Below are 25855 nucleotides of genomic sequence, written 5' to 3'. Positions count from 1 at the left end.
ATTTAATTGAAATGAAATTGTTAATTGATTGAAATTTGCTGCAAAACGAATTGCAAAAAATTGGTTAAACGTCCATGCTAATTTCTGGGTGTCAACGAAATACTATTATCACTTGCTATTCAATTTACACTATATGATTATTTTGAATTAGCTGACTGGAGTTCAAGGAAAATAGTGCCTAATAAGCGCGGTTTTGTGGAAGAGTATCAGCCTAAATTACTTGATAGTTTGGGGATTGCAAGTGATGACTGGATAGAAATCATAAATCACTTTAGACGCCAATACGGTAAATTCGTAGGCTCGCTAGAACGGTTAAGGCAGTGCGCTAATGAGCATTACCGCTGTAGGTATAAGGACATTGGCTGAGAGGTAAAATATCCAAGCTAATTTTTGGGTGTCGACGAATTATTCTTGTCCGCTCGGCCTGTGTTGGCGGCGTTAAGTGTTCGGGCCTACAACAGAGAATAACGTCAAAAAATCAATACATTTAAGCTAGTAATAGGGGACAACCATGATAAGAGCAATTACTCTTCTAACTGCATCATTGATGCTGAGCTCATGTTCAATAGTTACAAATATATCACTAATGGGAGAGGGTGAAGATATAGATATTGGAATTAAGATCGCGACGATTGCTGATTCTCAAATTACAACAGAGAAAAATAGCGAAGGTAACCCTTTTAGAACGCCTCTTGCTGACAAATTTTCAAATTGGGCTGTGCGAACAACAACACAGGAAACATTAGCACTTGAAAATCTTGGCTATTTTTTTTCTGACATGAAGAATCAAAATCCAGATATTGTTTTTTACCTTGGCGACGGAATGAATAGCGGTTGTAAGGACGAGGCGGATGAATTTTTTTCAACACTAAGGCATTCAAGAAAAGAGCTTGGAAAACCAATATATTTTGTTATCGGAAATCATGACTATTTGGCGACCGGAAATCAAGTTGAACCGGCTATTCGACGGGCGTCTTGTGGAGGCGAGGAAGGCTCGACAGATAAATTCTACTATACAAAGAAAGAAATTATAAAAATGACTTACCAGTTTAATAGGGAATCATTTTCAAGCTTTAGTGATCCATCAATATTTATCACATTCAAAGACAATATACACCCCATTGAAGCAGGGACAACCATAGAAGAAAGCCTTGATGACATATGTCCTGGGCCATCACAGGAACAGCACAAGAACGGATGCTTTTACTCCGGTATCATTGAATACAGCAAAGGGGGAATTCAAGGGCAGATAATTTTGACTGATACTTCTGATTACCAAGATATTAATGTTAAACCTGAGGTGTTAATAACCGAAGTTTATGGTGTTAGAGGAAGTATTTCATGGGAAGAAGGTGGGCAAACAGACTGGATAAATAGCAATTTAAATTCTTCATATGATGATGTCCGAATCATAACGTCACACTATCCGATTGAAGGACTTGGATATACTAGTGTTTATGTGGGAAGACCAGCAGATCTTTTATTAAAGGGAAAAAATAGAAACTTATGGCTTTCGGCACATACGCATATTGAAGACCCTGACGAAGGTCCACGTAATAATAGGTTTGCTGAAAATTTTTATATTACAACAGTTGCAACTACTGCCCACAGGAATGTGGGATCTACTACGGACTACCACCCTCATTACTCCATAGTTGAGTCAAAAAACCGAAAAATAGAGATGGCTACATTTCCAAACTTTGAAGAATTACAGTGTGATTCACTTGTAAGCGGAATTAGCCTGAACTTCAACTATTTCCCTGTACTTGGCGATAAGACTAGTCCCGAGGTTTTAATTGGCATGACAGGGGACTATCGAAAGGAGGGTTATTCTACCAAAAATGCAAGAAACAATTTGCGAAAATATTTGGACTCTATTGAGGTCTCAGAAAGAAATAAACACGTAATGTGTTTGATGTATGTTAGCGCGAAAAATGAAAGAAAATTGAGATCTGTTCAGAGAGACTAGCCATAATCGTAACAAAAAATAGACACCCAAAAGATTCTGGCAATAAATTGATTTTGTCCTAGTCTAATAATCACTCTTTTTTGAGGAGGTTGTTATGGCTAGGGCAAGAAACAGTTTAATTGATTTTGCCGCTACACCTTTCTATCACGTCATTTCCCGTTGTGTTCGCTGGACTAGCATTTAGTATTATTTCACCGTTCGTTGATAGATATTGAGGCCATTACTACAGTTAAATTTCCTATCTTAATTTAATATCCATTACTTCCATGCATGCTGGATAACCTATTGTTATATATCAAGGAGAGTTTATGAAAAAGGAAGTCATACATAGTTTTTATATGTCATTATGTACTGCCATTGGGAATGCTATTTATCAGTATTTTTTCAGTGCTGAACAGTTACTCTATTTCTACAAGGTAGTGTTTATATTCGTCTTTAGTTTTCTTATGTTTGTTACAGTGAATTTTTGTTTTAACTGCTTTAAACGAGAGAATGACGGTTGAGTGTTATTCGATACATTTTTGTGTCGAACAGTTATTAAATTCGTGATGATTGTGTACTTAAATTGTAAAGATTCTTACCTATCCAAAGCCAAATGCTAAGACCGCTGTTTTAACGGCGGTTTTTCATGTGTTCCTGTTTTATATTGGTATATTTTTGTATCTAACACTAGGTGAATCGAGTTTGATATTTGAACTGATTGTTGGAATATCGTTGTTTCTGGTTTCAATACATATTTGGGGGGGGGAAAAACTTTTAAGCTATTTCAAAAAGTTGTATTAATTAGAGTTCTTATTTGGTGGTTAACTGGCAGCCTTGTGATTAATATAGTTAATTTATTGATTGAGCGCATTGGGTAACTAATAATGCTCATTCACAAAATATTAGACGCCCACAAAATATTAAAAGCTCCAATCATTGTAATCCGCTAGGGATATTTACGGTTGTCCTATATTTTATATAATCCTGTCACGTTTAGTGAGCATTCACAGCTCTTCTATACTTTGTTTTATTCATTGTGTTTCAATTGATTCCAACACATATCAATTGAACCGAACTAAATTCGCCGTATCAATTTATTGTTTTTAATCTATAATCACTGCCGATAATAAAAATTAAGATACAAGAGTTCAAAAGGACGTGAATATTTCGCTTGAAACCATTCAAGAGTTAGCGCCAGATCAGGCGTCTTTGAATGCCGCAAAAAAACTACTCAAACCCGCAAAATGGCCAGTACTTGAACAAGCACCTGCAATTAATACCATTTGGGGTGAGTGCCAAGGCTCTGGCTCTAAACCCTATTACACTGTCGCTGATGTTGTTGAGCACGGTTACAAGTGTACATGCCCATCACGAAAATTTCCCTGTAAACACGTATTGGCTCTGCTGTGGCAGTTTTCAGATGCACAGCACGGTTTTGCTGACGCGGAACCACCGCAATGGGTGCACGATTGGTTAGGCAGGCGAAAGCGTAAACCTACTGCTGGCTCCGTAGAAGCAACTAAACCTACAGTAGCTAAAGATATTGGAGCGATAACACAAGAAGCTAAACCATTATCTCCTGAGGAATTAGCGAAAAAAGAAGCGGCGCAGGCTAAGCGAGCTGCAAGTAACAAAGCTAAGACAGACACCTCGATTAGCGAAGGACTTGTGGAGTTTCAACAGTGGTTAGATGATCAGTTACTCAATGGTGTTACCACCTTCATTAAGGAAGTAAATGAGCGTTGCCGACGCATTGCGTCGCGTCTTGTTGATGCTAAGGCAACTAACTTTGCTGCACGTGTCGATGAGTTACCAGCTAAAGTTATGGCTGCCGATGCCGCTGTGCAAGCCGAGATGGTTTATCAAGAACTTGGCAAGTTAGCTATGTTATCAGAGGCGTGGTTTACCGATTGTAACGATGTAGATGTTAGGCGTGCTGTGGCGAAGTCGGAAACTAGAGAACAAATCATTAGTGACGAAAAAGCATTAAGAATCACTGGAATATGGCAGACTGTCGGCGAACATATCGAAAGCCGTAAGGATGGTTTGATAGCGCACGCTAAGTGGTTAATAAACGTTGATGGTCGCTATCAAGAGCCTGCTTTATTGCTCGATTTTTATCCTGCTAGTGCTGGTCGTAAAGAAATGATTAGCAGCATAGACCGTTTAATCGAAGGAGAATTGATTTTCTATCCTGCACGTCAGCCATTGCGCGCTGTACTTGGCGAGTATCAAGTCATAACTCATGCATCAGAAACTCCAAGTTATCAAATAAGCACCCATCAAGCTGCCTTTCAACGGTATTTAGCATCTTCGCCATGGCTAGAGTCTTTTCCTGTATTAATTGGTGCTGGTCGTATTGCTCAGAGTGAGAGTGGCGACTATTGGTGGAGTGATCAGGTCTCTGAACAAACGATTGCTTTGAGTAATAAATCGATTAACTCCGTCTTGTTGGGGAGTGAATTGTCGCATGCATTTGTTTTGTCGGATGGTTACAAAGCGCAACTTATGAGTGCCAATACGCTATTGTGGGGGACCATTTCGTGTTAATTGAAACTGCAAGACAAGAACTCGCGCAAATTGATCAGTTGTATAAGCGTTGGTTAATTGGTGGTCAGGGAACAACTGCAATTGATACGCAATTGCCAAAGAGTTGGCCAGAGCTGGATCAGAATCTTTCTCATAGTTGTCAACGACGCCAAGCACTTATTTTGGCTAGCGCTCAACGGTCATGGTTGCTGGCGCAGTCTGAACCTCAAGAACTGCTTACTAAGCCACCTTTGCCGCAGCTCGAATTTGTAACGCTAGCTGACGATCTTCGAGGACTGTTTAAACGCTGCCTTGAGCAAACTAAACAGTTTTCACCAAGTAAAACCAATCATCTATTGAATATACTGGCACAACACAAAATCAGTGCGCATCCAGCAGATTGGCTACCAAAACAAAACGACGATGTACCCGCACTATATTGGCCGTGGTTAGCGTGGGTTACGCAAGTCAATCAGTCACAGCAATCGTTAACCGCTGATAATTGGTCACAGTTTTTACCTGCTCAACACATAGAGTTATTGCGCGCATTGCGCAGAAATAACCCGCAACAAGCGCGTGAAATTATTGCACAATGTGCCGCTAATGAGCCGGCAGAGCGACGTTATAAAGTTATCGATACATTAGCAATCAAGTTGTCACAGCAAGATATCGAATATCTTAATTCTCTTGCCAATGATCGCTCTAAAAAGGTCGTCGAGTTAAGTACTCAATTGCTGATGCGCTTAGGGGAGAATGTACCGCCTACAGATGATCAGCGAGCATGTGAATTGGCGGATGAATTAGCGGCGTGGTTAACTGTAAAAACTTCTGGTTTGTTTAAAAAAACAAAACACGTTGTCGCTGCGCCCTTAAAGAGCAAGAAACAACAAGCGCTTCGTTCAGAGTGGTTAGAGCAAGTGTCTTTAATTCACTTAGCACAAGCACTGTCACTATCGCCACGCGAGTTGGTAGAGAACTGGCAATTTAGCCAGCATCGCTATCTCGATAACTACAATTTTATCACCAACGTCGCTCGCCATGCGCCAGATGAAATTATTCAAATTGTTATTACGCGTTTAAGAGACTATTTGAACGAAGAACAACACGCTATCAACTTACTTGAGCTGTTATTGCCTCGGTTAAGTAGTGATGAACGCCAGAAGTTGGTATCGGAAATTATGTCGCATAACAAAGCTATTTATCGTTTTGACGAGTTATTACCTTTTACTGACCAGCCTATAGGTGCCATTCAATGGCGTGTATTAGCTAAAACACTTGCGTGGAAGACGCTTGAACAACAGATTATCGAACAAATTGAAAAAACGAGTTATCTCGAACAGTCATACGCCACTCGAGGAATTATCGCGCTTGGTTTATTGGTTTCAAGTGACTGCGCTAAACAAATTATCGAACGCTTGGTAAAACTAGGCATGCTAAACGTTGATCCTGTTTTCGATTGTCTTAAATTAAATATTAAACTCTCTGAATTACAGTAAATATCAGGTGTGAACAAAACAAGGAATTATTTATGAATGACATTCTTCGCCAACCCGCTGAAGTAATTTATCAAGCTGAATTGGATGCATTAAAAGCACAGGATATCGGCGAGAAACCTGAAAACTGGGCATTATCTCCACAAGCTGTAGTCACTTATATATTAGGCGGAACAACGAAAGACGGCGTTGAAATTAGCCCTAAATACATTGGTAATCGTCGGCTTATTGAAACCGCAGTTGCTACGCTGGCGACAGATCGCGCGTTATTACTTTTGGGGGTGCCTGGAACTGCGAAATCTTGGGTCTCGGAGCACCTAGCAGCGGGTATTTGTGGTAATAGTACACAGGTCATTCAGTGTACGGCGGGGACAGATGAAAACCAAATTCGTTACGGTTGGAACTACGCGCAATTACTCGCTAACGGTCCTAGTCGTGATGCTTTAGTGCCAACACCACTCTATCGCGCCATGGAAGCGGGAACATTATGTCGTTTAGAAGAATTAACCCGTATGGGCTCTGATGTTCAAGATACGTTAATCACTGTGTTATCTGAAAAAATGTTGCCAATTCCCGAGCTTAATGATGCTGTTTATGCAAAGAAAGGCTTTAACATCATCGCTACCGCTAATAATCGCGATAAAGGCGTCAATGAGTTATCAGCTGCACTCAAACGCCGTTTCAATGTTGTTGTGCTGCCGTTGCCTGATGATATGGAGCAAGAGATTGCCATTATTGCTAAACGCGTTGAGGAAATGAGTGAAAGCTTGGCCTTACCTATGCCTAAAGACGCTCAGCAGGAAATTGAAAAGGTTGTGACCATTTTCCGAGAATTGCGCGGGGGAGAAACTTTAGACGGTAAGGTAACTTTGAAAACGCCAACAGGCAACTTATCGACTGCCGAAGCTATTGCCGTGATGGTGGGTGGCTTGAGTCAAGCGAATTGGTTTGGCGACGGCGCACTAGATGCTCAAGATCTAAGTAGCAATATCGTTGGAGCGATTGTTAAAGATCCGGTGCAAGACAAAGCTGTATTGGAAGAATATTTAGAAACCGTACTTAAGAAACGTCCCGGATATGCTGATTATTACAAGATAATGAACGAAGTTTTGTAAGGGCGCATCATGTCCAACATTCATTATTTTGGAATTCGTCATCACGGTCCCGGATCGAGCCAACGTTTAATATCTGCATTGGAAGCATTGCAGCCAGCGAGAATTTTAATCGAAGGGCCGACAGATTGTTCTGAGTTGTTGTCACTTTTGGCACATGCAGAAATGAAACCTCCGGTGGCGTTGCTAGCATATGCCACCGATGACGCCAATAGTAGTGTGTTTTATCCCTTTGCGCAATATTCGCCAGAGTATCAAGCAACGCTTTACGCCGCACAGCATAATGTTGAAGCTGCTTTTATCGATGTTCCAGTCAATATTCAGTTAGCTGTGCAAGTGGCCGCGAAGGAAAGCGCATTAAGCGAGGACGAAATTGATACTGAGACAGAAGCTACAGACGAGCATCTCGCAACACCCGCAGTAGTGTTAGATCCTATCGGTGAATTAGCAAAACTTGCAGATTATCAAGACGGTGAGGCGTGGTGGAATGATTTAATTGAACAAAATAGCGATGATAATGCCGCTATTTTCGATGTTGTCGCAAACGCGATGGGCACATTACGACAAAGCATTGCCAGTGATATTCCATCAATGCAACGTGATTTGGTTCGTGAAGCCTATATGCGTCTTGAAATTAACAAAGCTAAAAAGCTTACCGACGGTCCCATTGCTGTCGTTTGCGGCGCATGGCATGTACCTGCTTTAACGGCAAAACACACATTAAAAGCTGATCGTGAGTTAGTGAAAACTCTGCCGAATAAATTATCTGCCAAGAAATTAAAATCGACCTGGATCCCTTGGACCAGCGCACGACTATCAGTGCGCTCAGGCTACGGTGCGGGGATTGACGCACCGATGTGGTATCAGCATTTGTGGCAATATCACAATGATGTCAATAAAATTGAGCGCTGGCTAGCGCAGGTTTGCCATGAACTGAGAGCCACTGGTCATATTGTCTCTACTGCGTCGGTGATCGAAGCAAGTCGTTTGTGCCAAACATTAGCTGCTGTGCGAAATAGACCTGCTGTTGGTTTTGAAGAAATTCGCGAGGCCGTTATCGCCTGTTTGTGTTTTGGTGAGCAGGCTTTGTGGCACCAAATTGAGGCGAAATTGTTACTCGGCAGCGCAGTGGGGGAAATTCCTGCTGACGCTCCTCTTATTCCGCTGATTGAGGATTTGCAAAGTCAGCAAAAGAAGCTCAAGTTAAAGCCAGAAGCACTGCCGCGAGAGGTTGCTCTAGATCTGCGTAGCGATGCGGGACTTCGCAAGTCCACATTGTTACATCGTCTGGTTATTCTCGGCGTTGATTGGGGAAATCTCAATGGTGGTGGCAAGAGTCGCGGAACCTTTAGAGAAAATTGGACGTTGAGCTGGCAACCTGAGTTTTCGGTAAAGCTAGTGGAGAACCTAGTCTACGGCAGTAGTATCGAACTTGCGGCAAGCAATAAAATTAGTGAAATCATTCGCAAGGAAAAGAACCTCGGTCAATTAGCTAATGCTGTCCACCTATGTTTGGAGTCGCAGCTGGATAACGCAGCAAGTTTGGGCATCGAGTTGCTGAGCAAGCGCGCGGCACATACTAGTGATTGCCTTGAGCTGTTAGAAAGTATCACTCCACTCATTGAAATTAGTCGCTACGGTACTGCGCGTGAAATTTCATTGCCACATATTGTCCAATTGATAGAACGTTTAACGATTCAAGCCGCTTTGGCGTTGCCTTATGCTTGCCGTAATCTAGACGATGACGAGGCTTGGCATTATCGCCGCGCCATTAGTGATGCGCATCAGGCATTACTTCTGACTGATTGGGATGACGCCACCGCCGAACAATGGTGGAAAACTTTACAGGTAATCATCGAAACTGAAGCCAGTACTCGCCAAGTTTCAGGGTTGTGTTCTCGTCTGCTTTATCAAGCGCAAAGATTATCTGATGACGAGCTAGAAATATTGTTGGCGAAAATGTTGTCGCTAGCAATTGAACCTGCACAGGCTGCACGTTATTTCGATGGCTTTTTTAGCGATGCTGTGGATAGGTTACTTTATGACGACGTGTTGTTAAACGCGATAGAACATTGGCTGATTGGTATTGATGAAGATGACTTTGTTCAAAATTTACCGCTATTTCGCCGTATCTTTTCCGATCTAGACGCCATGGAGCGAAAGCGTCTCATCGATCGTGTGCTGTTAGGAAGAGAGCAGCGTCAATCTGAGTTGGTGGTTAATGAATCAATGTTAGAGACGTGGCCACTGCAACTCGCTCGTGTTTCACTGTTATTGAAAAGGAATAAGGCGTGGCAGCAATAGATAATTCATCACAGGGCACTTCATTACAAGATATTAATCAAGATGAGAGCTCGCAGCAGGATAAAGATCGCCGCTGGCGGTTAGTCTTGGGGGCAGAGAGCGATGAGAGCAGTAGTTTATCTGCATCTGATCGACGTTTGTCGTCTGCACTTACTGCTCTTTATGGCGGTGAAGCGTCTGATAAAGGACGCGGTAGCCTTTCTCGCTCTGCGCCAAAAGTATCTAAATGGCTTGGTGATATCCGCGAGTTCTTTCCATCGAGCGTAGTTCAAGTGGTGCAAAAGGATGCTTTTGAACGCTTGGGGCTAAAAGAAATGCTAATGGAACCGGAGTTTTTAGCGGCAATTGAAGCAGACGTTCATTTAGTGGCAGATCTTGTTAGTTTACGCTCAGTTATGCCAGAAAAAACCATGGAAACGGCGCGACAAGTTATTCAAAAAGTCGTTGATGAACTAATGGAGCGTCTAGAACAACGCACCACTGAGTCGATTCGTGGTGCAATTAATAGGTCTAAAAAGACCTTTCGCCCGCGGTTTAATGACATCGATTGGCATCGTACTATTGGTGCCAATCTACGTCATTATCAGCCTGATTTAAATACTGTTATTCCCGAAAAACTCATAGGCTTTATGCGTCAGCAGCGCAGAATAGCTGATTTGGACAATGTGATTTTGTGCGTTGATCAATCTGGCTCTATGGCGACTTCTGTGGTTTATAGTTCAATCTTTGCGGCCGTTATGGCATCGATTCCAGCGGTAAATACACAGCTCGTTTGTTTTGATACTGCAGTCATTGATTTAACTGAAGATTTAGCCGATCCCGTTAGCGTATTATTTGGTGTGCAGCTTGGTGGTGGTACGGATATTAATCAGGCTGTGGCTTATTGTGAAGGAAAAATTGAGCAGCCGAGTAAGACCCATTTGATCCTAATTACCGATCTTTATGAAGGCGGTGACGGTGAAGCACTAAAAACACGGGTTGCTAACTTAATTAGGCAAGATGTCAACGTGATTACACTGTTGGCGCTTAGTGATGATGGTAAACCTTCGTATGATAGCCAAATGGCTGGGGATTTTGCAGCAATCGGAAGCCCGGTATTTGCATGTTCACCAGATCAATTTCCGGATCTTATGGCGACGGCATTAAAACGCGAGGATGTATTGTCTTGGGCGGCAGATCAGGATATTAAAGCAATTCGGCCAAATGAATAGCTAGCTGCTTGCTGCTAGCAATTGTTTCTCAAGTGCTATCTATTTGTTCTGTTCCAACGCTGATTTGCAATCGTTAATAGCCGTTTAAAGGTAGGACATTCAAAATGATTGGGCGCTGTGCACTGTGCTGCATGGCGCAGGCCATCGCGCATTGATTTGAGTTGTTTGATTTGGGCGTCTAGTTCATCTGCTTTGTTAAGTAGTAATGTGCGATCGATGGTAATGTTGTTTGGTGCAAGCATGAGCTTAATTTCATCAAGTGATAATCCCGCCGAGCGCCCTAGTGAAATAAAAGCCAAGCGCTCTACTATGTTTTCTGCAAATACGCGTGTGATGCCACTGCGGCCAATGGATTGAATCAATCCCTTTTCTTCGTAATAACGCAGTGTTGAAGCGGGTAAATTGGCGCGTTTAGAAACCTCTTTAATATCCATTCTTCTCCCCTGATAAATTTGTTATTGACTTAAAGTCGACTTGACGTTGTAGCATGGTCTCACACATTTGATTAATTGAACAATGACGAGGAGTTAACGATGTGGGATCAACGATTTAGTGGTGAAGAATATGCTTATGGCACTGAGCCGAATGATTTTTTACGTGAGCATTTTAGTGCCTTGCCAAAAGGGCGAGTATTAAGCTTAGCAGAAGGGGAGGGGCGCAATGCGGTTTTTCTTGCTCAACAGGGTTATGAAGTAACGGCTGTCGATAGCTCTGCAGTGGGGCTCGAAAAAGCGCAGCAGTTGGCTAAGCAACAAGGCGTAGTCATTGAATGTATTCAAGCTGATCTAGCGACTTTTGATATGGGTGAAGCTTGCTGGGATGCCATTGTATCCATTTACAGCCCGTTAGGTTCTCAAGCGCGTAAGTTGATGCATCAACGAGTAATAAAAGGACTGAAAAAGGGTGGTGTTTTCTTAACTGAATCTTACACACCAGCGCAAGTACATTATGGTACTGGCGGTGGCGATGATGCCGATACTATGCAGTCCAAAGCCTCGCTAGCAGCGGAGTTTCCGCAGCTAGAGTTTATTCACTTACAAGAGATTGAGCGCGAGGTGGTGGAGGGAATCTATCATACGGGGTTAGCGTCAGTAGTACAGGCGATTGCTAAGAAATAAATGCTTATCGTGAACTAAGGATTTTATCGAGTAACTTGTTACAATCTATGGAGATTACTGTCGTGATTTATTGGTTTCACCATGCTAGCCTTGAGCCAGTATTAATCCCCGATAAATTGATAACAAGAGAAAGTGATGAAATTTCCTATTAAGCCATTAATGCTTGGGTTGTTATGTGCTTCGTCGTTTAACGCTGCCGCACAATCAGATGAAGTAACAACCTTTACCTCGGAAGATATTTTTAATCTTGAAGTTGCCACATCACCCAAGGTCTCACCTGATGGTGAAAATGTGGTGTATGTACGCCGTTCTAACGACATCATGAAAGACTCTAGTCGTTCTAATTTGTGGATTGCTAGTATCGACGGTAATTCTCATCGTCCGCTGCTTTCTGGTAGAAGCAACTTTTGGTCACCAGTCTACTCACCAAGTGGTGATAGATTGGCGTATTTGTCGAATGTAGAAGGTAAAACGCAGCTTTATGTGCGCTGGATGGATAGTGGCCAAACGGCGCTAGTGACTAACGTGCAATCATCTATTGGCAGCATTACTTGGTCACCTGATGGTAAACAAATCGCTTTTGCAATGAATGTAAGTGATAACAGTAAGCCACTAAAAGTTAAGATGCCGAAAAAACCGAAAGGCGCTAAGTGGTCTAAACCGGTTAAGTATGTGACCAAGGCGAAGTATCAAGCAGATGGTCGCGGCATATTATCGCCAGCTTATAAGCATATTTTCGTGGTGCCTAGTGAAGGTGGTACGCCGCGTCAGCTAACGTCTGGCAACTTTAATCACGGCGGTAAATTATCGTGGAGCAGCAACGGCGATAAAATTTATTTCTCAGCTAATCGCAATAAAGAGTGGGAATATCAGCAACGCGACTCTGATATTTTCTCGGTCAGTCTTAAAGGTGACATCGTACAAATTACCGATGACGAAGGTAGCGAATACAATCCAACAGTCAGCCCTGATGGCAAGTACTTAGCCTACTTGGACACCGACGGCAAAAAGCTCGCTTATCGCAATCGCTATTTGATGGTGAAGAAAATTGGTAGCGATTCAACTAAGAACCTGTCGAAAGATATCGATAATTCGATTGCTAATATTCATTGGCAAAAGAAAGGCAAAGGCTTGTATTACCAAATGGCAGAGCGTGGCTCGGTAACCATTGGCTACACCACAATCAAAGGTAAACACAAGAAGCTAGTGACTGGTTTAGGTGGCGGCAGTATGGGGCGTCCATATACATCGGCAACCTTTGACGTTAACGATGATGTCATTGCTTTTACCAAAGGTCGCACCGATCGCCCAGCAGATATTTATAGCCTATACCGCGGTAAAGAACGTCAGTTGACTGAGTTAAACGAAGACGTGCTGGGCCATAAAACCTTGGGTGAAGTGAAAGAGATTGTTTATAAATCGTCTATCGACGGTGAGGAAATTCAAGGCTGGTATATCTTGCCACCGAATTTTGATCCTAAGAAAAAATACCCACTGATTTTAGAAATTCACGGTGGCCCGCATCTATCATATGGCCCGCATTTTACTGCTGAACTACAGCGTTTTGCGGCGGAAGGTTACGTGGTGTTTTACGACAACCATCGCGGTAGTACCTCTTATGGCGAGCGCTTTGCGTTATTGCTGCAAAATAAATATTCAAGTAAGTGGGACTTTGCCGATCACAACAGTGGTATTAACGCGATGATCGATAAAGGCTTTATTGATGAAAACCGCTTGTATGTTGCTGGTGGTTCGGCAGGCGGTATCGCCAGTGCCTATGCCATTGGCTTAACTGATCGTTTTAAAGCGGCTGCGGTATCTAAACCCGTTATTAACTGGTTGTCTAAGGTACTGACGGCAGATAGCTATTTAGGCCAAATCCCGTATCAATTCCCGGGCTTACCTTGGGATAACGTTGAGCATTATTGGGAGCGTTCACCGCTATCACTTGTTGGCAATGTAACAACGCCAACCATGTTGATTACTGGCGAGAATGACCGCCGTACGCCGATGTCAGAAACAGAGCAGTTTTATCAAGCGCTGAAACTTAAAAAGGTCGATACCATTATGGTGCGCGTGCCTGATGCGCCTCACGGCATCGCTGGGCGACCATCGCGAATGATTGCCAAAATAGAAAATACCATCGCATGGTTTAACAAGTATCAATAAGCGATATTAGTAAACTCAAAGGCCACTTCCCATTATGAAGTGGCCTTTTTATTTGAATAGAGGTATTCAAAAGGGCATTAAGTAGTCTATTATCGGTGTCCATATTTACGATATTAGATGGACTTAATTTTGGAATCTCAACAGCACTCTTCGCAGACCATTCCCGCACAAGTAACTTCTTTACAACCCGAAAATGAAGCAACGGCATTGCCTATTGGTGGCTGGTTAATTCTTGTTGCAATCGGCGTCGTTATCGCACCTTTTAGGGTGTCGTTTGAAATGGCGTCATTATTTATTCCAATTTTCACTGATGGCACTTGGGATATGTTTGTTGAGCCAACGAGTGAACATTACGCTCCGCTATTAGCAGCTTTTATTGCTAGTGAAATCGTCATTAATTTATTGATTATTAGCTGTAGTTTTTATTTGATGGTGCTGTTTTTTAAAAAGAAGCGCTATTTTCCTCATTGGTACTTTGGCTTGGCACTGGCCTCTACCGGCTTTATTTTATTTGATGCCGCCATTGCCAAAATCGTCTTCTTTCCCGAGATAGAAATGTTTGACATAGATACCATTAGAGCGCTTGCTCGTAGTGGTTTTGCATTACTTATTTGGACGCCGTATTTATTTGTTTCGCAGCGTGCTAAAGATACCTTTATTAACTAAGGAAACTTCATGATTACTTGTTATTTAAGGTATGTTATCGACCCTTATAAGCTCGATGAATTTGAACATTACGCCAAGCTGTGGATCCCGTTGGTGAATAAATTTGGCGGCCAACATCACGGTTACTTTTTACCGTCAGAAGGCGCTAATAACATTGCATTGGCACTGTTTACGTTCGAAAGCATGGCGGCTTATGAAGACTATCGTAAGCGCTCGATGCAAGATGATGAATGTATTGCCGCATTTGCGTATGCCGAGAAAACACGCTGCATCGTTAGTTATGAGCGCAGTTTCTTTAATCCATTGTTCTAACTAACGGAGTTAAATTTGACTGCAACGTTATATTTTCTTTGTGGAAAGATGGGCGCGGGAAAATCGACGCTAGCTAAAGAACTAGCAAGTGAGCACGAGGCTATTCTGATCAGTGAAGATGATTGGCTTGCCGCGCATTATCCTGAGCAGATACACTCGTTTGATGATTACATCCGTTATTCGGCGCAAATAAAACCTTTTATCAAACAGCATGTGCAGCAATTGTTAGCTAAAGGCGTAAGCGTGGTGATGGATTTTCCAGCCAATATGAAACGTCAACGTCTTTGGTTCTTAACACTGGCGCAGGAAGTTGGCTGTCAGCACCAACTGATTTATCTCGAGGTCAGCGATGAGGTGTGTTTAAGGCAAATTGCTAAACGCCGCATTGAACAGCCAGCGCGGGCTAAATTCGACACGCCACAAGTATTTCATCAAGTCACCCAATACTTTGAGCCGCCATTGGCTGACGAAGCACTTAATATACTGAGAAAATGATATGTACGCTGTAATTTTTAGAGCAAAAGCGGGACAGCAGGATAGTCAATACGGGACTATGGTGGCGAAAATGCGTGAGTTGGCGTTTGAGAAATACGGTTGCATTGATTTTGTCGCGGTGACCGAGGGCGATCAAGAAATTGCTATTTCCTATTGGCCAACCGAAGAAGCTATTCGAGAGTGGAAAAGCGACAGTGAACACACCATAGCCCAGCAACTTGGCCGCGATAAATGGTATGAGTCGTATTTAGTGCAAGTGGTCGAAGTAAAAAGAGCTTATAAGTTTAATTGTTAGTAGTTATTGAACCATTATGAAAATTTGTTTTTTAGGCACCTCGTCGGGGGCGCCAACTAGAGATCGCAATGTATCAGCGGTTGCCATTATTGAAAGTCAGGGTAGTGATTGGTATTTGATTGATTGCGGCGAGGGAACTCAGCATCAGCTACTGCGCACATCATTATCGGTGAATTCATTAAAGGCTATTTTTATTACGCATATTCACGGTGACCATTGTTATGGTCTGCCGGGACTGCTAGCAAGTGCTGGAATGAACGGGCGAACTGCGCCGCTCACAATAGTTGCGCCACGCGGTATAAGAGAGTGGCTTGAAGCGACACAACGCCACACAGAACTGTTTTTTCCTTATGAAATTAAGTATGAACAAGTTGAGGATTTTACGCCTAAATTGATTGGTAAGACGCGAATTGATATGGCGCAATTGTCTCATCGCGTCCCTTCGTTTGCCTACAGTTTTACCGAAACGGAAAACACTAAACGACTTGATGGCGCTAAGCTTAGTGCACTTGGTGTTCCCAAAGGGCCGCTGTGGGGGCAACTACAAGCTGGTAATGACATTGAATTTCAAGGTAACACCATTAAGAGTTGCGATTATCTGATTGTGGATAATGCACCGCGTAAAATCGTGGTGTGTGGTGACAATGATAATCCTGAGTTATTGCAGGAGTTGTGTAAGTCGTCTCAGGTGCTTGTACATGAATCTACTTATACCCAAGAGATGGCAACTAAGGCAGGCGATGTTGGTCATAGTTATGCACGACAAGTTGCAGAATTTGCTGAGAGTGCCAACATCGATAACTTGGTACTGACGCATTTTAGTGCGCGCTATCAGCAAGATCTCACTAAGTCGCCAAATATTAGTGACATTGAAAATGAAGCAAAAACAGCTTATTCACGGTCATTGTTTTTAGCGCAGGATTTTCAAGTATTGACACTCGATAAACGGGGTGTTTTACATATTGAACAAGATTGAAATTTAAGTAGTTAACAGAAGAAAAATTTTTAACGGTAGAACAATGAGTAAGAGATTATTAGCATTTTTGGTTGTGAGCCACTTGGCCATTGGCTTTTTCGGATTCGCACTAGGGATTTATACCCTGCCTATTTTAAGTGCGCCGCCTGCGCCAACAGCACAGCAAGTCACCAATGCCGTCAGCGATGTACAATATTCAGCGCAATTTACGCGTGATCTTGCCGATAGTGACACGCTGCATTGGGGAGAAGGCGAGGTTACTATTGGTAACAACGCCATTACGCTAATGGGGGAGCTGGCTCCGGGACCATCTTATAAGCTGTATTTAGCTAAAGAGTTTGTTGAGACCGAAGCGAAATTTAAACAACTAAAATCGCAAATGGCGTTAGTGGGGGATGTAAAAACCTTCGATAATTTTGTGGTTAACCTGCCAAGTGATGTCGATCCGTCGCAATACAATACAGTGATTGTGTGGTGCGAGAGTTTTAATGAATTTATTACGGCAGCGAAATATCGCTAATTTATGCTGAGGTTAATTACATAACATAGAACGCGCTAAGTAGTCCCTTAGCGCTGAATATCACTTTACGTCTAGTGTTGTTCATTTAAATGCTAAACACTGAGTATTTCCTAATGGTTACTCTTCGTCTTGCGCTGGCACTGCCATTGGCCAACCGCCTAAGTCTTTCCATTTATTAACTATGTAGCAAAACAGTTCGGCAGTGCGCTCAGTGTCGTAAAGTGCCGAATGGGCTTCTTTATTGTCAAATGGAATGCCGGCTTCGATACAGGCTTTGGCTAGCACTGTTTGGCCAATTGCTAATCCTGCAAGCGTTGTGGTATCAAAGGTAACAAAAGGATGGAATGGGTCGCGCTTAAGGCCACTACGCGCTGTTGCGGCTTTAAAGAATCCTTGATCAAAGGCGGCGTTGTGGGCCACTAAGATGGCGCGATGACAACCTTGTGCTTTCATGGCTTTACGCACGTGCTTAAATAAATCGTGTAAAGCATCATGCTCGCTAACAGCAGCGCGCAATGGATTGTATGGGTCGATGCCTGTGAAATCTAATGATGCTTGCTCTAGGTTCGCACCTTCAAATGGCTCGATGTGATAGTGATGCGTTTGCGCGATTTCTAGATTGTCGTTATCGTCGAATTGCAATATGCTGGCAGCGAGTTCGAGCACGGCATCAGTTTGGGCATTAAAGCCTGCGGTTTCGATGTCGATAACGATAGGGAAGTAGCCGCGAAAGCGTTGGCTCATCAATGAAGGTGCTTGGTCAGACATATTATTCGGTAATTTCGATTTAAAGAGTCGACATTATCCAAGGTTTTAGCTGGCAAATAAAGATCGTTTTTATTGCTAAAGATCTAATAAACAGCGCCGATAGTATTTTTAAGTATTCCTCAGACAACACAGGACAGGTGTCAATGACAAATCGATTGCTTAGTTTTAGTGCAGCGCTTAGCGTAACGGCATTATTGGCTTTACCTGCCAATGGCATGATGCGTAGTTATGGTGCGTCGATGCAGGAATCTAGTTGGTCGATGACCAAAAACACGCCGACTGCCTGTGTACTTGAACACAGTATTCCGCGTTTTGGCAAAGTGAACTTTTCCAGTGTTGCCAACAAAAACATCAATCTCGATTTTGCAATGAATATGTTGCAAAAGCCGGCTAAATATACCGAAGTTGAACTGCGCTCAATGCCGCCAAGCTGGCGTGCAAATTCACCGTCAGCCCATATTGCCGATCTCGCTTATTACAAGCAGTTCGATGGCGAAGTGTTAGACGATCAAGCGTGGTTAATGCTTAACGAATTAGAAAAGGGCATGAATCCAACCTTTTTCTATCGCGATTGGTACAACAGCAACGACTCTGTTGCCGTTGGTGTGTCAGCGGTTAATTTCGCACCGCAACATCTAGCGTTTATGGAATGCGTAAGCAAGTTGCTGCCATATAGCTTCGAAGATATTTCATTTACGACGCTCAATTACAAAAAGAATACGCAGATTTTAGATCGCCGCTCACAGCAAAAGCTCAAGATGATCCGCGATTATCTTAAATACGAGCCTGAGATGGAGTTGGTGCTGGTAGACTCATACACCGATAGTTACGGTGGCCGTGAGAAAAACCGTCAAATATCTAAGCAGCGTGCTAATGATATTAAGCGCATGTTAGAAGAGTCGGGCATCGCTGGCGATAAAATTTTAGTGACAGGACACGGTGAAAAACGTCACATCGCATCAAATGAAACGGTGCAAGGACGTAACGGGAACAGACGCGTGGTGATCACCATGAATCGTGGATACTAAACCAATCCTAATATTCAAATAAAAATGGCGCTCTCATAATGAAGTAGCGCCATTTTTGTTTGTTGTATCTGTTGTAACTTAATCTTCGCCTAAGCCCTTACCTGCAAACTTGTTTTCAATCAGCTCAATTTTATAACCGTCTGGATCTTCAACAAAGGCAATCACTGTTGTGCCGCCTTTCACTGGGCCAGGCTCGCGGCAAATGGTTGCGCCTGCTGCTTTTAAAGCGTCACAGGTGGCGTAAATGTCATCACAACCAATGGCTAAGTGGCCAAAGGCCGTGCCCATATCGTATTCGCTGGTGTCCCAGTTGTAAGTCAATTCTAATACGGTACCTGTTGCTTCATCGTCGTAACCAAGAAACGCTAGTGTGTAACGATACTCGGTGTTTTCAGATTGGCGTAACAAGCGCATTTTTAGCGCCTTAGTGTAAAACTCTATTGAACGTTCTAAGTTGCCGACGCGTAACATGGTGTGTAAAAAACGCATGATTTTCTCCAGATTGCTTTGCTCTATTTTTTATGAGCGTGATTATACCGAAGTTTTATGACAGGTGATTCACTGATTTGAAACGTCTTCACATCTATTATAAAAGCACCTACAATAGCGGCGATTTTTGTTTGAGATAGTTATGATTAAATCATTGTTACGCTGTTTAGTTATGTTAGTTACTTTGGTGGCCTTTACAGGGCAATCAATGGCTTATCATATGGCGACAGTACATGACGATCTCGCGTCTTCTCAAACCCAGCAGCAAAAAACAGCTGAGATTTACCAAGAATCGAACCATAGCAATGAGTCCTCAGCAGAGGATGATTGTTGTGACGTAGATTGTTGTGTCGGCGAGTGTATTTGCCCTGACAACAGTTGTAGTTCTTACGCCTATCTCATCGCCAATTTCTCATTGTCAGAATTAGTGATGTTGAATGAAGCGCAGTGCATAGTCTCAACTAAGCAGCCTCATTTATTCGCCAAATCCTTATATCGACCTCCCATTTTCGGTTCTTAATCTTTCACATTCTTAATTACATTACTTGCTGCGAATTGACGCGGTTTAACGCTATTCCATCAATAACATGGAATAAGCATTAGCATTATTTGAGGTCGAAATGCTTACTAAATATTCTAAAGTGGCACTGGCAGTGTTGTTTGCACCATCAATGGCAATCGCTGGTGGCGATGATCATAACGAGCATCATAAACACGAAGATAAAAAGATAGAGAAAATTCAAGTGACGGCGTCGCGCCTAGGTCGCATTGTTACGGAATCAGCAACCCGCACTGAAATTATCAACGGCGAAGAAGTGCAAGAAAAAGCGCTCATGAGACCCGGAAACATTTCAATGCTGGTGGCTGAAACTGGCGGCGTGCGAGTCCAAAATACTTCGCCTGCGCTAGGCAGTGCCAACATTCGATTACAAAGTCTATATGGTCGTTATACACAGCTACTGAGCGATGGTTTACCGCTATATGGCGGCCAAACCGCATCCATTGGCTTATTGCAAATTCCGCCGACAGATTTAGCTAACGTTGAAATCATCAAAGGCTCGGCGTCTTCACTCTATGGCGGTTCAGCACTTGGCGGCGTAATTAAACTTATCTCTCGCACGCCATCTGATGAATTTGAGGGAGAGGTGTTATTAAATGCCACCTCAAAAGGCGGCCAAGATGTTACTTCTTATTTTGCCTCGCCAATTAATGAGTCGACAAGTGCCTCAGTAACTGCTGGCTTACATAATCAAGCAGATAAAGATCTCGATAGTGATGGCTGGAATGATATTGCCCAATATCAACGAGCAACGGTTCGTCCGCGTTTGTATTGGGAGAGCGACAGTGGCGCTAATTTGTATGTAACCTTTGGCGCAATGAAAGAAGAGCGAGAAGGAGGCACTACCGCACAAGGCACTGTTGCCGATGGCAATCCGTTTGCCCAAAACCAAGACTCGTTAAGGCTCGATAGTGGCTTTATTTTCGATCAGCCACTGGCAGATGATCTTAATCTCAACCTGCGTGGCTCAGCGATGCGGCAAGAGCACGATCATCTTTATGGTGTCGTTGAAGAAAACGATACTCATGAGAGCTATCTTTTGGAGTCGAGCATTTCTGGTTATAGCGACGAAATAGCATGGCTACTGGGCGCTGCATATCAATCAGAGCGTTTTGATTCGCAAGACTTTAGTGAGTTTAATTACGACTACCAAGTGCCGGGATTATTCTCACAAGTTGACTATCAAGCCAACGATGATGTGTCTATGTCACTTAGTGCCCGTGCTGATTGGCATAGTGAATACGGCACACAGGTCAGCCCACGTGTGTCGGTGCTTTATAGCCCAGAGACTTGGACAATTCGCGGCTCTTATGGCCAAGGGTTCTTTGCGCCAACGCCGTTTATTGAAGATATTGAAGACGCTGGGCTATCACGCTTAGCGCCGCTTGATGGCATTGAAGAGGAGCGAGCTACGACGGCATCTATCGATGTCAGCTACGCGATGGATAATGTTGAAGCCAGCGTTACTTTGTTTGCGTCTAATGTTGATAATGTTACCGAGCTTGAAGTGATTGATCCGCTTGTTAATAGCGAGGCAGCTAAGCAGGTAAGAATTATTAACGCAGCGGGAGAGAGCGAAATTCGCGGCGCAGAATTACTGCTGCGTTATCGCTGGCGAGACATTAAGCTAACAGGCAGTTATTTATATACTGACGCTACAAAGCAAGCGCAAAACGATATTGGCCGCGCGCCGCTTACCTTAACACCGAAACATTCTGCAGGTGCAGTATTAATGTGGGAAGAGCACGGGAGTCATCTTGTTGGCTTTGAAGCCTATTACACAGGTACTCAGCACCTTGAAGGTAATCCCTATCGCGAGAAAAGTGATGCTTATTGGCACTTAGGACTGCTTGGCCAAATTACCATTGGTAAGGTGAGTTACTTCATTAACGCGGAAAACCTACTCAATGTACGTCAAACTAAAGACGAGTCACTTTTGTTGTTAGAACGTGCCCCAAGTGGTCGTTGGGCGACAGATATCTGGTCTCGTAATGACGGATTCACAGTTAATGCGGGCATTCGCTTTAAGTTTGGTCATTAAGGGTTTTGATGGAGAAGTAAAAAGGAAGGTGTAAACCTTCCTTTTTTGATTTTTTGAAGAGAACTAATACTCTGTTTTTTCTTTAAACTCACACAGCTCTTCAATAACACAGGCGCCGCATTTGGGTTTTCTGGCGGTGCAGATATAACGACCGTGTAGAATAAACCAATGGTGGGCGTCGACTTTAAACTCTGCGGGAATGACCTTTAGTAGTTTTTCTTCTACTTGATCGACGTTTTTACCCATCGCGAATTTGGTGCGATTGGCGACGCGGAAAATGTGGGTATCGACGGCAATTGTTGGCCAGCCAAAAGCGATGTTAAGGACGACATTGGCGGTTTTGCGGCCCACTCCCGGCAGTGCTTCTAATGCTTCGCGACTCTCTGGTACTTCACCGTTGTGCAGCTCAACGAGCATCTGGCAGGCTTTGTGAACATTTTTCGCTTTGGAATTATATAACCCCAAGGTTTTGATGTAGCTTGCAAGCCCTTCAACGCCTAAATCAACGATGGCCTGTGGTGTGTTGGCTATTGGAAAAAGAACGCGAGTGGCTTTGTTAACACCAACATCAGTCGATTGCGCTGATAGCGTCACGGCCACCAAAAGTTCGAATGGTGAATTGAATTCCAGCTCCGTTTCCGGATGTGGATTTTCGTCACGCAAAATCGTTAGTATTTGTTGGCGCTTCGACTTATTCATTTCTTCTTTTGCTGCTGCTTTTTTTGTTTTTGGGCTTTCTTCTCTTGCTCTTTAAGCACTTCATTAATAAAGCTCTTGCGGCCATATTCGCGGGTGATAATACACTTATCTAGCGAAAAACCACGGGCGGGGCAATATTCACGGCCGTAGTAAATTATTTGTAGGTGTAAGTCGTTCCAGCGTTCTTTTGGAAACAGGCGTTTACCGTCGCGCTCGGTTTGCTCAACACTTTTACCGTTAGACAAACCCCAGCGATACATCAGACGGTGGATGTGGGTATCAACTGGAAAGGCTGGAATATTAAAGGCTTGCGCCATAACAACAGATGCGGTTTTATGGCCAACTCCCGGCATGGCTTCAAGCGCGGCCATATCAGCTGGCACTTCGCCGTCGTGTTGCTCGATAATCATTTGCGATAGGTGCCAAATGCCTTTCGATTTCATTGGCGATAAACCGCATGGGCGAATGATTTCTTGAATTTCTTCAATGGTCATCTTCACCATGTCGTACGGATTATCTGCTTTAGCGAATAACAGCGGGGTAATCTGGTTAACGCGCTCATCGGTGCATTGGGCCGATAACAATACCGCCACCAGAAGTGTGTAGGCATCGGTGTGATCTAAAGGGATCGGTACTTCTGGATATAACTCGTCGAGAATATCGATGATCGCCTGTACTTTTTGTTGTTTTGATAGTGGCTGAGTCATTATTTATTCCGATTATTATGAGACTTTACTAACGCGGGCGCGCTCGATTTCTTTCTTTTCAACGGGCGGCACCACCATAGCTTCAACTTTGTTATTGAGGCTGTTTTTAAGTGCCAAAATAAAGCCCAAGGCGACGAATGCACCCGGTGGCAGCATAATGAATAAGAAGGATTGATCGATGGCGAATAGTTCGATTCGCAGGCTACTCGCCCACGGACCTAGTAGTAAATCTGCGCCATCAAATAAGGTGCCTTGGCCCAATACTTCACGGATAGCACCTAACAGCACTAATACTACGCTAAAGCCAATTGCCATAATGAAGCCATCGTAAATAGACGGAATAAGCGCGTTTTTAGAGGCGTAGGCTTCGGCGCGGCCGATAATAATACAGTTAGTTACAATCAGCGGTAGGAAAATACCCAGTGATTGATAGAGACCAAATGCATAGGCGTTAAACAGCAATTGAACACAGGTTACATAGCCCGCGATAATCATCACGAAGATTGGGATGCGAATTTCTTTGGGAATGAACTGACGAATAAGGGAGACAGTGGCGTTTGAGCCGACCATTACCAAGATTGTCGCCAAGCTCATACCCAGTGCATTGGTGAGGGTCGAAGTAACCGCGAGTAGTGGACACAGACCAAGTAGTTGTACTAGTCCGGGGTTGTTTTTCCACAATCCTTGCCATGTGAGTTCGCCGTAGGTATTCATTATTGACCTCCGCAGCGTTGAGTTGATTCGATAATTGCGCGTTGCTCTTTGTTAACAAACGCAAGCGCTTTACGCGTGGCTTCAACCACGGCGCGCGGCGTGATGGTTGCGCCGGTGAATTGATCAAACTCGCCGCCGTCTTTTTTAACCCGCCATTGTGATTCGTTTTTATCGGTGAGTAACCAGCCTTTAAAGCTGTCCATCCAAGACGATTTTGTGATTTCGATTTTATCGCCAAGGCCCGGTGTTTCTTGGTGACGCAAGGTACGCACCCCGCTAACAACACCTTCGGTGGTTATGCCAACGATAATGTCGATATTGCCGCTGTAGCCATTTGGCGCAGTGGTTTCAATAGCTATGGCGACAGGAGTATTGTCTTTTCTAGCGATAAAAGCGCGTTGTGGTGTCGCACGGCCAAGCATGTCTTGTGAAGTCACTAAAACACATTGGTTGGCTAAATCGTTGTTATAGGTTTTAGGATCGACAACTTGCTCTAACAAGGTCAACAGGTAGCGCTGTTCTTGTTTGTTAATAGCATCTTTGGTTAGCTGTTGAGTGAGGGCAACAATGGCGGTAACTATGAGCGCAAATACCGCTAAAATTAATCCGTTTTTCGAGATAACTTTAGTCATTATTTACCTCCCTGACGCTGATGACCATAGCTCGATGGCTTGGTGTACATATCAATTACTGGCACTGTCATGTTGGCTAACAATACGGCGAAGGCAAGGGCGTCAGGGTAACCGCCGTATTGTCTGATGATATACAGCAGCATGCCGATAATGATGCCAAAGATGATTTTTCCCTTGTTGCTAGTGGCCGCTGTTACAGGATCGGTAGCAATAAAGAATGCGCCAAACATGGTTGCGCCGCTAAGCAAATGGAAAAATGCCGATGCGTGAGTATCAGGATCAACTAAATATCCCAAGGTGGCACAAACTGTCAGGGTTGCCAGTATTGCCACAGGAATATGCCAGCGAATAATGCGCTGCGCCACTAACCATAAACCGCCAAATAAAAAGGCGAGATTAACCCATACCCAGCCAACGCTCACAAAGCCATTAAAGATTGGTTTGGTAAAACTCTCGTAAGTGGTTAAGCCAAGGCTTAAATCGGTGCGCAGTGTGTCTAGTGGCGTTGCCATAGTCACGCCATCAACGGTTTGACGCAGTTCGTTAACCGTCAGTCCCGAGGTTGTTACGCCAGTGAAAATAGCGCTAAATACATCGCCAATACTCAGTGGATATTGCGCCAGTTCACTAGGAACTTGCCAGTTGGTCATAGTCACAGGGAAGGAAATCAGCAACAGTACATATCCCACCATTGCAGGATTAAACAGGTTAAAACCTAAACCGCCGTAGAGTTGTTTAGCGACGATAATCGCAAAGCCAACGCCAATAACGCTGATCCACCAAGGGGCAAGCGGAGGAATGGAAATTCCTAGTAATAACCCGGTTAGCAGGGCACTGTTGTCTTTTAGCACATGGCTAATTGGGCGCTTGCGGATCTTCAATATGGCCGCTTCACTAATCAGCGCAACGCCGATACATAAGGCGATTTGAACTAGGCTACCGATGCCGAAGAAAAACACCATGGCAATGATGCCGGGAATAGTCGCCAGTGCGACGGCGCGCATAACACGCGAGACATCAACTTGCGCTAAATTGTGTGGTGATGGTGAGACGGATAAAAACATATT

Annotated in this window: 26 protein-coding genes; 18 read left to right on the top strand and 8 right to left on the bottom strand. The window is 43.6% G+C overall.

Annotated features, from left to right (window positions below):
* Positions 1-174 precede the first annotated feature (174 nt).
* The 7 genes from MHM98_RS05185 (at position 175) to MHM98_RS18910 (ending at position 10600) form a co-directional block, all read left to right on the top strand.
* A complete protein-coding gene (locus MHM98_RS05185; RefSeq protein ID WP_239438213.1) occupies positions 175-366 on the top strand; it encodes a hypothetical protein in 192 nt (63 codons plus the stop codon).
* A 145-nt stretch (positions 367-511) separates the two neighbouring features.
* On the top strand, positions 512-1969 hold the full coding sequence (locus MHM98_RS05180) for a metallophosphoesterase (protein ID WP_239438212.1): 1458 nt from the start codon (positions 512-514) through the stop codon (positions 1967-1969).
* Positions 1970-3109: 1140 nt separating this feature from the next.
* Positions 3110-4501 (top strand): SWIM zinc finger family protein, encoded by a 1392-nt coding sequence (locus tag MHM98_RS05175; RefSeq protein ID WP_239438211.1) that lies wholly within the window; start codon positions 3110-3112, stop codon positions 4499-4501.
* Positions 4495-5976 (top strand): DUF5691 domain-containing protein, encoded by a 1482-nt coding sequence (locus tag MHM98_RS05170; protein WP_239438210.1) that lies wholly within the window; start codon positions 4495-4497, stop codon positions 5974-5976. Before MHM98_RS05175 ends, MHM98_RS05170 begins: the two co-directional genes overlap by 7 nt.
* A 32-nt stretch (positions 5977-6008) precedes the next feature.
* Positions 6009-7088 (top strand): AAA family ATPase, encoded by a 1080-nt coding sequence (locus MHM98_RS05165; protein ID WP_239438209.1) that lies wholly within the window; start codon positions 6009-6011, stop codon positions 7086-7088.
* A 9-nt stretch (positions 7089-7097) separates the two neighbouring features.
* Positions 7098-9389: a DUF5682 family protein gene (locus tag MHM98_RS05160; protein WP_239438208.1), complete on the top strand. Its 2292-nt coding sequence runs from the start codon at positions 7098-7100 to the stop codon at positions 9387-9389.
* Positions 9377-10600 (top strand): VWA domain-containing protein, encoded by a 1224-nt coding sequence (locus MHM98_RS18910; protein ID WP_239438207.1) that lies wholly within the window; start codon positions 9377-9379, stop codon positions 10598-10600. Before MHM98_RS05160 ends, MHM98_RS18910 begins: the two co-directional genes overlap by 13 nt.
* A 35-nt stretch (positions 10601-10635) precedes the next feature.
* Here the strand turns inward: MHM98_RS18910 and MHM98_RS05150 are convergent, their stop codons facing one another.
* Positions 10636-11034 carry a helix-turn-helix domain-containing protein gene (locus MHM98_RS05150; RefSeq protein ID WP_239438206.1) on the bottom strand — a complete coding sequence of 133 codons (399 nt, stop codon included), beginning with the start codon at positions 11032-11034 and terminating at the stop codon, positions 10636-10638.
* A 99-nt stretch (positions 11035-11133) separates the two neighbouring features.
* Between MHM98_RS05150 and MHM98_RS05145 the strand changes: the two genes are divergently transcribed.
* The 8 genes from MHM98_RS05145 (at position 11134) to MHM98_RS05110 (ending at position 17151) form a co-directional block, all read left to right on the top strand.
* Positions 11134-11718 (top strand): class I SAM-dependent methyltransferase, encoded by a 585-nt coding sequence (locus MHM98_RS05145; protein ID WP_239438205.1) that lies wholly within the window; start codon positions 11134-11136, stop codon positions 11716-11718.
* A 135-nt stretch (positions 11719-11853) separates the two neighbouring features.
* Positions 11854-13887 carry a S9 family peptidase gene (locus MHM98_RS05140; RefSeq protein WP_239438204.1) on the top strand — a complete coding sequence of 678 codons (2034 nt, stop codon included), beginning with the start codon at positions 11854-11856 and terminating at the stop codon, positions 13885-13887.
* Between the two features lie 117 nt (positions 13888-14004).
* On the top strand, positions 14005-14553 hold the full coding sequence (locus MHM98_RS05135; RefSeq protein ID WP_239438203.1) for a DUF2569 domain-containing protein: 549 nt from the start codon (positions 14005-14007) through the stop codon (positions 14551-14553).
* Between the two features lie 9 nt (positions 14554-14562).
* Complete coding sequence (locus tag MHM98_RS05130) at positions 14563-14865, top strand: NIPSNAP family protein (protein ID WP_239438202.1); 303 nt, start codon at positions 14563-14565, stop codon at positions 14863-14865.
* A gap of 15 nt (positions 14866-14880) precedes the next feature.
* Entirely contained in the window at positions 14881-15360 is a 480-nt protein-coding gene (locus tag MHM98_RS05125) for an ATP-binding protein (protein ID WP_275441420.1), read from the top strand.
* 1 nt (position 15361) lies between these two features.
* A complete protein-coding gene (locus tag MHM98_RS05120; protein ID WP_239438201.1) occupies positions 15362-15655 on the top strand; it encodes an antibiotic biosynthesis monooxygenase in 294 nt (97 codons plus the stop codon).
* 16 nt (positions 15656-15671) lie between these two features.
* On the top strand, positions 15672-16631 hold the full coding sequence (locus MHM98_RS05115) for a ribonuclease Z (protein ID WP_239438200.1): 960 nt from the start codon (positions 15672-15674) through the stop codon (positions 16629-16631).
* A gap of 43 nt (positions 16632-16674) precedes the next feature.
* Positions 16675-17151, top strand: a complete 477-nt coding sequence (locus MHM98_RS05110; protein ID WP_239438199.1) for a DM13 domain-containing protein — start codon at positions 16675-16677, stop codon at positions 17149-17151.
* Between the two features lie 117 nt (positions 17152-17268).
* Here MHM98_RS05110 and rnt read toward each other — a convergent pair whose 3' ends face one another.
* A complete protein-coding gene (rnt, locus tag MHM98_RS05105) occupies positions 17269-17919 on the bottom strand; it encodes a ribonuclease T (RefSeq protein ID WP_239438198.1) in 651 nt (216 codons plus the stop codon).
* 143 nt (positions 17920-18062) lie between these two features.
* On the opposite strand from rnt, the gene MHM98_RS05100 reads away from it, so the two are divergent.
* On the top strand, positions 18063-18947 hold the full coding sequence (locus tag MHM98_RS05100) for an OmpA family protein (RefSeq protein WP_239438197.1): 885 nt from the start codon (positions 18063-18065) through the stop codon (positions 18945-18947).
* A gap of 78 nt (positions 18948-19025) precedes the next feature.
* Here the strand turns inward: MHM98_RS05100 and gloA are convergent, their stop codons facing one another.
* On the bottom strand, positions 19026-19436 hold the full coding sequence (gloA, locus tag MHM98_RS05095; RefSeq protein WP_239438196.1) for a lactoylglutathione lyase: 411 nt from the start codon (positions 19434-19436) through the stop codon (positions 19026-19028).
* Positions 19437-19578: 142 nt separating this feature from the next.
* Here gloA and MHM98_RS05090 point away from each other — a divergent pair, with 142 nt between their 5' ends.
* On the top strand, positions 19579-19956 hold the full coding sequence (locus MHM98_RS05090) for a hypothetical protein (RefSeq protein WP_239438195.1): 378 nt from the start codon (positions 19579-19581) through the stop codon (positions 19954-19956).
* Positions 19957-20056: 100 nt separating this feature from the next.
* Positions 20057-22036, top strand: coding sequence for a TonB-dependent receptor (locus MHM98_RS05085; protein WP_239438194.1), 1980 nt, complete (start codon positions 20057-20059; stop codon positions 22034-22036).
* Positions 22037-22099: 63 nt separating this feature from the next.
* On the opposite strand, the gene nth (MHM98_RS05080) is transcribed toward MHM98_RS05085, so the two are convergent.
* Genes nth (MHM98_RS05080) through rsxD form a run of 5 tightly spaced genes read right to left on the bottom strand, consistent with a single transcriptional unit; the run spans position 22100 to position 25852 of the window.
* Complete coding sequence (nth, locus tag MHM98_RS05080; protein WP_239438193.1) at positions 22100-22735, bottom strand: endonuclease III; 636 nt, start codon at positions 22733-22735, stop codon at positions 22100-22102.
* Positions 22732-23442: an endonuclease III gene (gene nth, locus MHM98_RS05075; RefSeq protein ID WP_239438192.1), complete on the bottom strand. Its 711-nt coding sequence runs from the start codon at positions 23440-23442 to the stop codon at positions 22732-22734. Before nth (MHM98_RS05075) ends, nth (MHM98_RS05080) begins: the two co-directional genes overlap by 4 nt.
* 15 nt (positions 23443-23457) lie before the next feature.
* Positions 23458-24156 (bottom strand): electron transport complex subunit E, encoded by a 699-nt coding sequence (locus tag MHM98_RS05070; RefSeq protein ID WP_239438191.1) that lies wholly within the window; start codon positions 24154-24156, stop codon positions 23458-23460.
* The gene (gene rsxG, locus MHM98_RS05065; protein WP_239438190.1) at positions 24156-24788 is read right to left on the bottom strand and encodes an electron transport complex subunit RsxG; all 633 of its coding nucleotides are present in this window, start codon (positions 24786-24788) and stop codon (positions 24156-24158) included. Before rsxG ends, MHM98_RS05070 begins: the two co-directional genes overlap by 1 nt.
* Complete coding sequence (gene rsxD / locus MHM98_RS05060; RefSeq protein ID WP_239438189.1) at positions 24788-25852, bottom strand: electron transport complex subunit RsxD; 1065 nt, start codon at positions 25850-25852, stop codon at positions 24788-24790. The genes rsxG and rsxD overlap by 1 nt, the downstream gene beginning before the upstream one ends.
* Positions 25853-25855: the final 3 nt, after the last annotated feature.

The sequence above is a fragment of the Psychrobium sp. MM17-31 genome, assembly GCF_022347785.1.
In the GTDB taxonomy this organism is placed as follows: domain Bacteria; phylum Pseudomonadota; class Gammaproteobacteria; order Enterobacterales; family Psychrobiaceae; genus Psychrobium.
The sequence above is the reverse complement of the archived record's forward strand: the minus strand, read 5'-3'. Positions and strand labels throughout refer to the sequence as shown.

What these genes read in the sequence shown, in the direction of transcription:
- MHM98_RS05160 (WP_239438208.1), top strand. Translation starts at nt 7,098, where the DNA reads ATGTCCAACATTCATTATTTTGGAATTCGTCATCACGGTCCCGGATCG.
- rnt (WP_239438198.1), bottom strand. Translation starts at nt 17,919, where the DNA reads ATGTCTGACCAAGCACCTTCATTGATGAGCCAACGCTTTCGCGGCTAC.
- gloA (WP_239438196.1), bottom strand. Translation starts at nt 19,436, where the DNA reads ATGCGTTTTTTACACACCATGTTACGCGTCGGCAACTTAGAACGTTCA.
- MHM98_RS05120 (WP_239438201.1), top strand. Translation starts at nt 15,362, where the DNA reads ATGTACGCTGTAATTTTTAGAGCAAAAGCGGGACAGCAGGATAGTCAA.
- MHM98_RS05085 (WP_239438194.1), top strand. Translation starts at nt 20,057, where the DNA reads ATGCTTACTAAATATTCTAAAGTGGCACTGGCAGTGTTGTTTGCACCA.
- nth (WP_239438193.1), bottom strand. Translation starts at nt 22,735, where the DNA reads ATGAATAAGTCGAAGCGCCAACAAATACTAACGATTTTGCGTGACGAA.
- MHM98_RS05135 (WP_239438203.1), top strand. Translation starts at nt 14,005, where the DNA reads ATGGACTTAATTTTGGAATCTCAACAGCACTCTTCGCAGACCATTCCC.
- MHM98_RS05180 (WP_239438212.1), top strand. Translation starts at nt 512, where the DNA reads ATGATAAGAGCAATTACTCTTCTAACTGCATCATTGATGCTGAGCTCA.
- nth (WP_239438192.1), bottom strand. Translation starts at nt 23,442, where the DNA reads ATGACTCAGCCACTATCAAAACAACAAAAAGTACAGGCGATCATCGAT.
- MHM98_RS05165 (WP_239438209.1), top strand. Translation starts at nt 6,009, where the DNA reads ATGAATGACATTCTTCGCCAACCCGCTGAAGTAATTTATCAAGCTGAA.
- MHM98_RS05130 (WP_239438202.1), top strand. Translation starts at nt 14,563, where the DNA reads ATGATTACTTGTTATTTAAGGTATGTTATCGACCCTTATAAGCTCGAT.
- MHM98_RS05140 (WP_239438204.1), top strand. Translation starts at nt 11,854, where the DNA reads ATGAAATTTCCTATTAAGCCATTAATGCTTGGGTTGTTATGTGCTTCG.
- MHM98_RS05090 (WP_239438195.1), top strand. Translation starts at nt 19,579, where the DNA reads ATGATTAAATCATTGTTACGCTGTTTAGTTATGTTAGTTACTTTGGTG.
- rsxG (WP_239438190.1), bottom strand. Translation starts at nt 24,788, where the DNA reads ATGACTAAAGTTATCTCGAAAAACGGATTAATTTTAGCGGTATTTGCG.
- MHM98_RS05145 (WP_239438205.1), top strand. Translation starts at nt 11,134, where the DNA reads ATGTGGGATCAACGATTTAGTGGTGAAGAATATGCTTATGGCACTGAG.
- MHM98_RS05070 (WP_239438191.1), bottom strand. Translation starts at nt 24,156, where the DNA reads ATGAATACCTACGGCGAACTCACATGGCAAGGATTGTGGAAAAACAAC.
- MHM98_RS05100 (WP_239438197.1), top strand. Translation starts at nt 18,063, where the DNA reads ATGACAAATCGATTGCTTAGTTTTAGTGCAGCGCTTAGCGTAACGGCA.
- MHM98_RS05110 (WP_239438199.1), top strand. Translation starts at nt 16,675, where the DNA reads ATGAGTAAGAGATTATTAGCATTTTTGGTTGTGAGCCACTTGGCCATT.
- MHM98_RS05115 (WP_239438200.1), top strand. Translation starts at nt 15,672, where the DNA reads ATGAAAATTTGTTTTTTAGGCACCTCGTCGGGGGCGCCAACTAGAGAT.
- MHM98_RS05150 (WP_239438206.1), bottom strand. Translation starts at nt 11,034, where the DNA reads ATGGATATTAAAGAGGTTTCTAAACGCGCCAATTTACCCGCTTCAACA.
- rsxD (WP_239438189.1), bottom strand. Translation starts at nt 25,852, where the DNA reads ATGTTTTTATCCGTCTCACCATCACCACACAATTTAGCGCAAGTTGAT.